This is a genomic window from Yersinia sp. 2542 StPb PI (assembly GCF_048593855.1).
In the GTDB taxonomy this organism is placed as follows: domain Bacteria; phylum Pseudomonadota; class Gammaproteobacteria; order Enterobacterales; family Enterobacteriaceae; genus Yersinia; species Yersinia enterocolitica_E.
The window spans coordinates 1-9,911 of record NZ_JAZGQA010000162.1 but is presented as its reverse complement, the minus strand read 5'-3'; the positions used below and the strand labels follow the sequence as shown (position 1 = coordinate 9,911).

The following is a 9,911-nucleotide window of genomic DNA, read 5'->3' as shown; positions in this document are numbered from 1 at the left end:
GCACGCTTTGACTTGCCTGATTATCGGGAGTTTAACTTGTGTTTTATTTGTTATATAAACGTTATGCTAGAGAGTGAATTATGGATACGGTATTTAGTCAAATTAATCGTTCAGAGCATCAGCAAATTGCAGAAATAACACGTTTCTTGCGTGCTAACGATCTGAATATAGATACCACTGTTGACGTATTTATTACCGTAAGCCGTAATGAACAACTCGTGGCCTGTGGCGGGATTGCCGGCAATATTATCAAATGCGTGGCAATCAGTGAGCAGGTTAGGGGGGAAGGATTGGCGCTGACCCTGGCGACCGAACTGGTCAATTTGGCCTATGAATGTCACCATAGCCATCTGTTTATTTATACCAAGACCAAGAATGAAGACTTATTTAAAGCCTGTGGCTTTTATCCGATAGCCAGTGTCCCCGGTATTGTGGTGTTGATGGAAAATAGCGCCTGCCGCTTGCAGCGTTATGCCAAACAATTAAGCCAGTTACGCCAACCGGGACAAAAAATTGGCAGCATCGTAATGAATGCCAATCCGTTTACCCGTGGGCATCAATATTTAGTCCGCCAGGCCGCGGCACAGTGTGATTGGTTGCACCTGTTTTTGGTGAAAGAAGATAACTCGCGTTTCCCTTATGAAGACCGCCTGCAATTAGTGCTCAGTGGCACCGAGGATATTACCAATCTTACCGTGCATCCTGGCTCGGAATATATGATCTCTCGTGCCACTTTCCCATGTTATTTCATTAAAGATCAAGGTGTGGCCGATGACTGCTATACCGAAATCGATCTGAAGATATTCCGTCAATATTTGGCCCCGGCATTGGGTGTCACTCACCGCTTTGTTGGTACCGAACCGTTTTGTACCGTGACCGCCAAATATAACCATGACATGAGCTACTGGCTGGAAACCCCGTTATTAGTCTATCCCCCCATCTCACTGGTAGAAATTGAGCGCCTTAAATATCACAACACCGCTATTTCTGCCTCTTGGGTACGCAAATTACTGGCTCAGGGGGATGGCGAAACCATTCGTAAATTGGTCCCCCCTGCCACCTGCCACTATCTACAACGCCTACTGGCGCAGCGGGCAAAAAAGGTAGCTTCAGCAAAGGATCCAGCCCTGTTTTAGCCGAATAAAACAGGGCGCAAAGATAGGTGCAGATACGTAGATCAGCAACCTCGAATTTGAAGACAAGTTAATCAGGTGAAAAATGAAAATTATCAGAGAGGCCGTCGCCGGAACACTGGAGTCGAGCGACGTGATGGTGCGCATTGCGCCATTAAATCCACCCGAAATAGATCTGCAAATACATAGCAGTGTGGATAAGCAGTTTGGTGAAGCTATTCGTTACAGCGTTTTGGCGCTGTTGGAACAGTATCGGGTAAACGGAGTGCAACTGATTATTGACGATAAAGGCGCACTGGATTGCGTATTGCAGGCACGGTTGGAAACCGCGCTACTCAGGGCAAGTGACGAAAAAATTCTGCCATGGAGAGCATCGTGATGAAACCTGAAATGAAAAACAGAATGCGTCGCAGCATGTTATTTGTTCCCGGCGCTAATGCTGCAATGGTAAGTAATGCCTTTATTTATCAGGCTGATGCATTGATGTTCGATCTGGAAGACTCGGTTATTCTGCGCGAAAAAGATGCCGCCCGACGTTTGGTCTATCACGCCTTGCAACACCCGCTTTATCAAGATGTGGAAACCATTGTGCGAGTCAATGCGTTGGACTCAGCCTACGGACTGGCCGATTTGGAAGCGGTGGTTCGAGGGGGGGCCGATATTGTACGTCTGCCCAAAACTGACTGTGCGCAAGATGTGACCGATATGGCGCGCGAGATCAGCCGTATCGAGTCGGAATGCGGCCGCGACGTTGGCAGTACAGGTCTGCTGGCCGCGATTGAGTCAGCACAAGGGATTACTCAGGCACTGGCTATTGCACAGGCATCTCCGCGCCTGATGGGGATTGCATTAGGTGCAGAGGACTATGTGCGTAACTTGCGTACCGAGCGCTCACCAGAAGGTATTGAGCTGCTGTTTGCGCGCTGTTCAATTTTGCAGGCGGCCCGCGCTGTTGGAATTCAGGCTTTCGATACCGTCTATTCCGATGCCAACAACGAGGCCGGTTTTTTGCAGGAAGCCGCATTGATCAAACAACTGGGCTTTGATGGCAAATCGCTGATTAACCCACGGCAAATCGAACTGCTACATAACCTCTACGCCCCGACCGAGAAGGAAGTCCAGCACGCACAACGAGTGGTCGATGCGGCGGCGGCGGCGGAAGCCGAAGGACGTGGGGTGGTCTCCCTGAACGGCAAGATGGTAGATAGCCCGGTGATTGAACGGGCACGGTTGGTTTTGCAACGTGCGGTCAGTGGCCTGCGTGAGGAATAAAAGATGAATAGGCAACAACGAGTAGAAAGTTTAAGTCGCACTCAGGATAACGGCCCGGCGTACCACCTGTATCAAAACACCTCGAAAGCGAATTTACAGGCGCAGAAACCCCGTGATATCAAAATATGCGACTCACTGGAGACAGTTATCCGCCGTTGCGGGTTGCAAGATGGCATGACTATCTCCTTTCACCATGCTTTTCGTGCTGGTGATTTAACCCTGAATCTGGTGATGGATACCATTGCCGCCATGGGATTCAAAAATCTGCGTCTGGCCTCCAGTTCGCTGAGCGACTGCCATTCACCGCTGGTGGATCATATCCGCAATGGGGTGGTCAGTGAGATCTATACCTCTGGTCTGCGCGGGCCGTTGGCAGAGGAAATCTCTCGCGGGTTACTGGCTAAACCCGTACAGATTCACTCCCACGGTGGCCGGGTTAATCTGATTGAATCCGGCGAACTGACTATCGATATTGCCTTTATCGGCGTACCGGCCTGTGATGAATTTGGTAACGCCAATGGCTTTAGCGGCAATGCCTGTTGTGGCTCGTTGGGCTATGCCAAAGTCGATGCAGACTATGCACACTGTGTGGTGTTGCTGACAGAAGCGGTGGTGACCTATCCCCATCATCCGGCCAGTATTACCCAAGATCAAGTTGACCTGATTGTACAGGTTGAAAAGGTCGGTGATGCCGACAAGATCGGTGCTGATACCACCCGAATGACCTCCAATCCTCGTGAGTTACTGATTGCCCGCCGAGCTGCCGAGGTGATTGCCGGTTCCGGCTATTTTGTCGATGGATTTTCTTTGCAAACCGGGACTGGCGGGGCATCACTGGCAGTGACGCGCTTCCTTGAGGATAAAATGCTGCGGCGCAACATTACTGCCGCTTTTGCCCTCGGTGGCATTACTTCAACGATGGTAGAACTGCACGAAAAAGGGCTGATTACCAAGTTGTTGGATGTGCAAAGCTTTGACCGGCAGGCTGCCTCCTCACTGGCCCGTAACCCACGTCACATCGAAATCAGTGCCAATCAATACGCCAATTTTAGTTCGAAAGGTGCGTCAGTCGATCGACTGGATGTGGTGGTGCTCAGTGCTCTGGAGATTGATACCCGTTTTAACGTCAATGTACTGACCGGCTCGGATGGCGTGTTACGCGGAGCCTCTGGCGGCCATTGCGATACTGCGGTCGCCGCCCGACTCTCTATTATCGTCGCTCCCTTGGTTCGTGGCCGGATCCCGACGCTGGTCAATGACGTCACCACCTGTGTGACGCCCGGCTCCAGTGTCGATATTTTAGTGACCGATCATGGTATTGCGGTTAATCCAGCCCGGCCCGAATTGGCGGAACGCTTACAGCAAGCCGGTTTAGCCGTAGTCACCATCGAATGGCTGCATCAGCGCGCGTTACTACTGACTGGCGTGCCACAACCTATTGCATTTACTGATCGCGTGGTAGCGGTGGTGCGCTATCGCGACGGCTCAGTGATTGACGTTGTGCATCAAATACAGGAGTAGGCGATGAACACACTCTCTCCTGCGTTAGCGGCCAATCGGCCCATCAGCTTACCGGAGTTGCTTACCAGCCGTGAGTCCCGTCAGAGCAGACAACAGGCGTGGCTGGCTCGCCATCAGGTGACGTTGATTTCACTGACATTGGTGGCACCCGGTGCGGTGAAAGATAACCCATTGACGCGCAAATTATTTGCATTGGCATGGCAGGCGATCACCTCGCTAAGTCAACGGCAGTGTTGGCCAGTGTTGCAGCAAGAGATTTTTCCACTGCCGACCGGCTGTGAAGGTTTGATGGCGGTGGATTTACCTGCGGAACAGGTGAAGGACGCCGCGTTGTTACTTGAGCTAAAACACCCGCAGGGCCGGTTATGGGATATCGATGTGCTTGATGCATCGGGGCAAATCTTATCGCGCCGTGATGTGGGGTTAGCGCCGCGCCGCTGTCTGCTTTGTCACCGTCCAGCCAATGTCTGTGCCCGCGCGCAAACCCACAGTATTGACCAACTATTGGTTCAGATGGAGTTGATGCTCAATGCCACAACTGCAACGCACTGACAACAGGGCGGCTCAATCACCTGCCGCCTCCTCTGACTTTGCCAAAAAATATGGCGCACTGGCGTATCGCGCCATGCTGGCAGAGGTGAATCTGACACCGAAACCGGGCCTGGTGGATCGCTTCAATTGTGGTGCACATAAGGATATGGCGCTGATCGATTTTTATCACAGTGCTGATGCTATTGCGCCGTGGCTCCCGCGCTTTATAGAACAGGGTATCAACCATGCTCAGCTTGGTGGGCAGGCAGCACTGAACAGCCTGCGACCGCTGGGACTGGCGTGTGAAAACAGTATGTTCCACGCCACCGGGGGGGTGAATACCCATAAAGGTAGCGTTTTTTCGCTGGGATTAATTTGCTGTGCGTTGGGGCGGCTGAAAGCGCGAGGTGAATGGATTAGCGCTAATGCTATTTGCCAGGAGGCGGCGCGCCTGTGTTCTGGGCTGACAGAGCGTGAGTTGCGTCAATCCAATCCACAACAAACGGCGGGCCAACGGCTGTTCTATCACTATGGCCTGACCGGCGCACGCGGCGAGGCCGAATCTGGCTTCGCTACAGTGTTGAATTATGCCTTGCCCGCTTACCAACGCTTATTAGTTAACGGGGCGGAATCCGACCATGCCTTATTGCACACCTTGCTGATTTTGGTGTCCGTCAACCGCGATACCAATGTGGTGTCCCGTGGCGGTATGGCCGGGTTGCAATGGCTGCAACAGCAGGCGACAGAGATTCTGGCCTCACTCGCATCGGCAGGGATGGGTTCTCCTCTCAGCCTGAGGCGGGTGCGAATGTTTGATACCCAATGTATCGCCCGCAACCTTAGTCCCGGCGGCAGTGCTGACCTGCTGATCCTAACCTGGTTTCTGGCGCAGTTCCCTCATCATCTCCCTCACAAAAATAATAGCGTTGTTATTGAACCAGTAACAGCTATAGGAGTATCTCTATGTTGAAGTCGCAAGAGAAATTATGGAAAGCGCTCGCGCCTTTTGTGGTGCTGGCTGTTCTGCTGTTGATTCCCACCCCGGAAGGAATGCCACCTCAAGCCTGGCGCTATTTTGCGATTTTTGTCGCCATGATTGTTGGGATGATTTTAGAACCGATCCCCGCCACCGCGATAAGCTTTATCGCCGTGACGATATGTGTACTGAGTTCAGATTGGGTGCTATTTAGTGCGGCTGAAGTGGCTGATGCCAGCTTTAACGGCGGTAAAGAGTCTTTAAAATGGGGACTGGCCGGGTTCTCCAGTACCACCGTCTGGCTGGTGTTTGGGGCATTTATCTTTGCGCTGGGTTATGAAGCCACCGGACTTGGCCGCCGTATCGCCCTGTTCATGGTGAAATTCATGGGCAAACGAACCCTGACGTTGGGTTATGCCATTGTTATTATAGATATTCTGTTGGCACCCTTTACACCATCCAATACTGCCCGTACCGGGGGGACAGTGTTCCCGGTAGTAAAAAATCTGCCACCCCTGTTTGACTCATTCCCCAATGATCCGTCGTCACGGCGTATCGGTGGGTACCTAATGTGGATGATGGTGATCGGGACCAGTATCAGCTCCTCCATGTTTGTCACTGGCGCGGCACCTAACGTGCTGGGTATTGAGTTTGTCAATAAAATTGCCGGTGTTCATATTGGCTGGATGCAGTGGTTCCTGGCGTTCCTGCCCGTTGGGTTAATTTTACTGATCGTGGCACCCTGGCTCTCTTATGTGTTGTATAAACCCGGCGTGACCAAAAGCGATGAGGTAGCGGCTTGGGCGCAAACAGCACTGACTGAGATGGGGGCGTTAACGCGCAAGGAAGCAATTCTGATTGGTTTGGTGCTGCTGAGCCTGTGCTTATGGGTGTTTGGCGGTAAATTCATCGATGCGACGGCGGTAGGGTTGCTGGCAGTATCCCTGATGTTGGCACTGCATGTGGTGTCGTGGAAAGACATTACTAAATACTCAAGTGCCTGGAACACGCTGGTCAATCTGGCCACACTGGTGGTGATGGCCAATGGCTTAACGCGGTCGGGCTTCATTGATTGGTTCGCCAATACCATGAGTACCCATTTGGATGGTTTCTCGCCGAATATGACGGTGGTGGCGCTAGTATTGGTGTTCTATTTCTCTCATTATCTGTTTGCCAGCTTGTCTGCCCACACGGCAACCATGCTGCCGGTTATTTTGGCAGTCGGTAAAGGTTTAAGTGGTGTGCCGATGGAGCATTTATCCATGCTGCTGGTGTTATCCATTGGGATCATGGGTGTCCTGACGCCGTATGCGACTGGCCCTGGTGTGATTATCTATGGCTGTGGTTATGTGAAATCGAAAGATTACTGGCGGCTGGGTGGCATCATGGGGGTGTTCTACATCTCAATGTTGCTACTGGTGGGCTGGCCAATCATGAGCCTGTGGTATTGATGACAAAGTAACCGTGAGAAGGGCCGGTCAGCGGCCCGACTCATGATTATCGTTTTATCAGCCGGTGTACACGCCAAATACCCTTGGTAGCCACAGGGATATTTCAGGAATATAAGTGACCAACATCAGCACCAGGAACAGTGCGCCGTAGAACGGCAACATCGCTTTTACCACTTGTTCAATCTTCTGTTTACTCACCGCACTGGCGACAAACAGCACCGACCCCACCGGGGGGGTGATCAGACCAATCCCCAAATTGATCAACATAATCATACCGAAATGGACCGGATCAATACCTAATGAATTGGTCACTGGCATCAGTACCGGTGTTAGGATCAGAATCAGCGGTGCCATATCCATTAAGGTGCCAATCAGCAGCAGCATGATATTGATACACATCAGAATCACGTATTTGTTATCAGAAACCGAGGTAAAGAATTCAGTGATACGTTCAGGCAACTGCATGTAGGTCATGATAGCGCCGAAACTGGCGGCAAAACCGATTAAAATCATCACGATAGTGACAGTTTTTACTGTGCGATACATCAGTTTAGGCAATTCGGACCATTTATAGTCGCGATAGATAAACATAGTGACGAAGAATGACCACAAACAGGCAATCGCGGCAGATTCTGTGGCGGTAAATACCCCGGAAAGAATTCCTCCCATGATGATGACCACCGTCATCAACCCCCATAATGTATCGACAAAGATTTTAAGCGCCTGACGGAACGGCACTCGTTCACCTTTAGGGTAACCTCGCTTATAGGCAAAGCCGACACACATTAGCATCAGGGTAAAACTGAGCAGCAAGCCCGGTAAAATCCCGGCAATAAACAGCGCCGCGATGGATACGGTGCCGCCGGTTGCCAGTGAGTAAATCACCGAATTATGGCTGGGTGGGGTCAATATCGCCTGCACTGAACCACTGGCGGTGACTGCGGCGGCAAAATCACGCGGATAGCCTTTTTTATCCATTTCCGGGATCATTACCGAGCCAATGGAGGCGGTATCTGCCACTGATGATCCTGAAATGGCACCGAAAAATGTTGAAGCGACAATGTTAACTAGCGACAAACCACCACGGATGAAACCAACGAAAATATAGGCGAAACTCACCAGCCGCCGTGCGATGCCACCTTCGGCCATAATGGCCCCCGCCAGAATAAAGAACGGGATGGCCAGTAATGAGAATTTATTGACGCCACTGGTGATTTGAATCATCACCGCTTCCAACGGTAAATCAATCCAAAATGCCCCGGTGATGGCACTTAAACCGACGGCATAAGCCACCGGGACACCAATCGCCAGCAAGATTGCCAGCGTAAAAACTAAAATAAATGCGTCCATAAGGCAAAGTTCCCCAAATTATGAATTGCCGATCATCACTACCGGGCGGTGGGTCTGCGGGCCAAAAAATAGCCGCTCGATGATAAACATCAGCGTTATCGCGGAGCCGATTGGCAGAGGAATATAGCTTTGTCCGGCTGTCAGTAATGGGAACTCAGCCACTGGTTGTGACCAAAGCTCGCTACACAGAATGTAGCTATAGACCAAAATAAACAGGCTTATCAGCACCATCAGCAAATCAACCAATAACAGGCATACTTTTTTACCGGTCTCAGAGAGCCGATCAGTGACCATACTGACGGCAATATGTGAACCAGATCGATAACTGGCGGCAGCACCAATAAAAGTAAATGTCACCATACATAATATGGCGACGGGTTCTGGCCAGGATAAGCCATCGTTTTGGACATAACGGGCAAATATCCCCATAGGGATAACTACAACCATAATGATTAAGGCAATACCAGCGACCCAGATCGACAGGCGATATAACGCATCCATCGTTGATAGATAATAGCGAGCCATAGCGGAGACCTCAGTGTACCCAGGGTCATTGGCTGCAACACCCATGACCTTGGGTAAATATCAGTAGTATTAAAAAATTTAATACTGTCGGAAAGATGTTATTGCACGGCTGCAATCTGCTTGATCAGTTCTTGATGATCCTTACCGAATTCATCACGAACAGGTTGAGTGGCTTTATAATAATAGTCATGATCCATTTCATGATATTGCACGCCACCGGCTTTCATTTTGTCATGGGATTGCTGCACATAGGCTTGCCATAATACGCGCTGCTCAGCCTGTGCTTCTTTGGCCAATTTCAGAATGGTTTGTTGATCTTCAGCAGATAATTTATCCCATTTGGTTTTGGAATAAAGGAACAGCTCAGGAATAATAAAATGGCCGCTCAGGGTATAGTTTTTGACAACCGGCAGATAATTATGGGCGATAAAGGTCGGTTCGTTATTTTCGGTACCATCAATCACCCCGGTTTGCATCCCGCTGAATACCTCGCTTACGCCCATACTGAGTGAGTTGGCACCCATGGCTTTAAGGGTAGCCAGTGCAATCGGGCTGCCCTGAACGCGGATTTTCATACCTTTGAGATCTTCTGGTTTAACCACCGGTTCTTTGGTAATCAGATTACGGGTACCCGCATCCATCCAGCCGAGAAATACCAATTTTGAGTTCTTATTGTTAGTGATTTTATCACCGATTTCTTGGCCGATTTGACCATCAATAACTTTATGTAAATGGTCTTCGTCGCGGAACATATAGGGCAGGGTAAAGACACTGATCTCCGGCAGAATAGAGGCAACAGGGGTCATAGAAACACGAATAATATCAATTGCTCCCATTTGAGCCTGTTCTATCATTTGCTTTTCATCACCTAAGACGCCACCCGGGAATGTTTTAATTTCCAGGCGACCATCCGTTGCGGTCTTTAGTTTGTCGCCCATATTTTTAACAGCAACAACATTAGGATAATCTTTGGGATGAACATCGGCAGCTTTAATTTGTTGAGCAGAGGCCATTTGACTAAATAATATGGCAGAAATAGCCAGGCACAGTGTGGGCAAAGGCTTTGGGAATTTCATTCAGTGTTCTCCAGAAGTCGCTATACAAAAGATAAAATGGATTATTTTTAATAATGGGATAGGTATATACCCAATA

General features: G+C 50.1%; 10 protein-coding genes. 7 read left to right on the top strand and 3 right to left on the bottom strand.

All coding sequences use genetic code 11. The features are described 5' to 3' along the window. The first annotated feature begins 80 nt into the window (after nucleotides 1–80). From citC to V1952_RS16730, 7 genes are all read left to right on the top strand, one after another. Complete coding sequence (citC, locus tag V1952_RS16760; RefSeq protein WP_420075154.1) at nucleotides 81–1,136, top strand: [citrate (pro-3S)-lyase] ligase; 1,056 nt, start codon at nucleotides 81–83, stop codon at nucleotides 1,134–1,136. An 82-nt stretch (nucleotides 1,137–1,218) separates the two neighbouring features. After that, on the top strand, nucleotides 1,219–1,512 hold the full coding sequence (gene citD, locus V1952_RS16755; RefSeq protein ID WP_420071985.1) for a citrate lyase acyl carrier protein: 294 nt from the start codon (nucleotides 1,219–1,221) through the stop codon (nucleotides 1,510–1,512). Beyond that, nucleotides 1,512–2,405: a citrate (pro-3S)-lyase subunit beta gene (citE, locus tag V1952_RS16750; protein ID WP_372559871.1), complete on the top strand. Its 894-nt coding sequence runs from the start codon at nucleotides 1,512–1,514 to the stop codon at nucleotides 2,403–2,405. The genes citD and citE overlap by 1 nt, the downstream gene beginning before the upstream one ends. 3 nt (nucleotides 2,406–2,408) lie before the next feature. Continuing rightward, nucleotides 2,409–3,926: a citrate lyase subunit alpha gene (gene citF / locus V1952_RS16745; protein WP_372558566.1), complete on the top strand. Its 1,518-nt coding sequence runs from the start codon at nucleotides 2,409–2,411 to the stop codon at nucleotides 3,924–3,926. A gap of 3 nt (nucleotides 3,927–3,929) precedes the next feature. Then, nucleotides 3,930–4,478, top strand: coding sequence for a citrate lyase holo-[acyl-carrier protein] synthase (citX, locus tag V1952_RS16740; protein WP_372558567.1), 549 nt, complete (start codon nucleotides 3,930–3,932; stop codon nucleotides 4,476–4,478). Further along, nucleotides 4,456–5,427, top strand: coding sequence for a triphosphoribosyl-dephospho-CoA synthase CitG (citG, locus tag V1952_RS16735; RefSeq protein ID WP_420075153.1), 972 nt, complete (start codon nucleotides 4,456–4,458; stop codon nucleotides 5,425–5,427). Before citX ends, citG begins: the two co-directional genes overlap by 23 nt. Further along, a complete protein-coding gene (locus V1952_RS16730; RefSeq protein WP_083159211.1) occupies nucleotides 5,421–6,884 on the top strand; it encodes an anion permease in 1,464 nt (487 codons plus the stop codon). Before citG ends, V1952_RS16730 begins: the two co-directional genes overlap by 7 nt. A 57-nt stretch (nucleotides 6,885–6,941) precedes the next feature. Here V1952_RS16730 and V1952_RS16725 read toward each other — a convergent pair whose 3' ends face one another. The 3 genes from V1952_RS16725 to V1952_RS16715 form a co-directional block, all read right to left on the bottom strand. Further along, nucleotides 6,942–8,234: a TRAP transporter large permease gene (locus tag V1952_RS16725; RefSeq protein ID WP_420075152.1), complete on the bottom strand. Its 1,293-nt coding sequence runs from the start codon at nucleotides 8,232–8,234 to the stop codon at nucleotides 6,942–6,944. 18 nt (nucleotides 8,235–8,252) lie between these two features. Then, nucleotides 8,253–8,759, bottom strand: coding sequence for a TRAP transporter small permease (locus V1952_RS16720; protein WP_083159210.1), 507 nt, complete (start codon nucleotides 8,757–8,759; stop codon nucleotides 8,253–8,255). A gap of 98 nt (nucleotides 8,760–8,857) precedes the next feature. Further along, nucleotides 8,858–9,835: a TRAP transporter substrate-binding protein gene (locus V1952_RS16715; protein WP_102970435.1), complete on the bottom strand. Its 978-nt coding sequence runs from the start codon at nucleotides 9,833–9,835 to the stop codon at nucleotides 8,858–8,860. Nucleotides 9,836–9,911: the final 76 nt, after the last annotated feature.

Excerpts from the sequence above, each read along its gene's own strand:
- citC (WP_420075154.1), top strand. The coding sequence starts at position 81 with ATGGATACGGTATTTAGTCAAATTAATCGTTCAGAGCATCAGCAAATT.
- citD (WP_420071985.1), top strand. The coding sequence starts at position 1,219 with ATGAAAATTATCAGAGAGGCCGTCGCCGGAACACTGGAGTCGAGCGAC.
- citE (WP_372559871.1), top strand. The coding sequence starts at position 1,512 with ATGAAACCTGAAATGAAAAACAGAATGCGTCGCAGCATGTTATTTGTT.
- citF (WP_372558566.1), top strand. The coding sequence starts at position 2,409 with ATGAATAGGCAACAACGAGTAGAAAGTTTAAGTCGCACTCAGGATAAC.
- citX (WP_372558567.1), top strand. The coding sequence starts at position 3,930 with ATGAACACACTCTCTCCTGCGTTAGCGGCCAATCGGCCCATCAGCTTA.
- citG (WP_420075153.1), top strand. The coding sequence starts at position 4,456 with ATGCCACAACTGCAACGCACTGACAACAGGGCGGCTCAATCACCTGCC.
- V1952_RS16730 (WP_083159211.1), top strand. The coding sequence starts at position 5,421 with ATGTTGAAGTCGCAAGAGAAATTATGGAAAGCGCTCGCGCCTTTTGTG.
- V1952_RS16725 (WP_420075152.1), bottom strand. The coding sequence starts at position 8,234 with ATGGACGCATTTATTTTAGTTTTTACGCTGGCAATCTTGCTGGCGATT.
- V1952_RS16720 (WP_083159210.1), bottom strand. The coding sequence starts at position 8,759 with ATGGCTCGCTATTATCTATCAACGATGGATGCGTTATATCGCCTGTCG.
- V1952_RS16715 (WP_102970435.1), bottom strand. The coding sequence starts at position 9,835 with ATGAAATTCCCAAAGCCTTTGCCCACACTGTGCCTGGCTATTTCTGCC.